At 42.1% G+C, this 235-nt stretch carries 1 protein-coding gene; it reads left to right on the top strand.

Annotation, left to right across the window (positions count from 1 at the left end; translation table 11 throughout):
• Positions 1 to 235 (top strand): tetratricopeptide repeat protein (locus TY19_RS00725; RefSeq protein WP_042279045.1); only part of this gene is annotated, 235 nt, incomplete at both ends.

Below are 235 nucleotides of genomic sequence, written 5' to 3' on the forward strand. Positions count from 1 at the left end.
CTGCCGATCAAGGTGATGCAGATGCCCAATACGAGCTTGGAGTCATATATGCCAATGGGTGTGGTATTACACAATCAGAGCAAGAGGCTATTAAATATTTTAAACTCGCTGCCGATCAAGGCCATGCAGATGTTCAATATAATCTTGGAGTCATATATGCCAATGGGCAGGGTATTACACAATCAGATGCAGAAGCTTTTAAATATTTTAAACTCGCTGCCGATCAAGGTGATGC

The organism is Candidatus Protochlamydia sp. R18, assembly GCF_000648255.1.
GTDB lineage: Bacteria > Chlamydiota > Chlamydiia > Chlamydiales > Parachlamydiaceae > Protochlamydia > Protochlamydia amoebophila.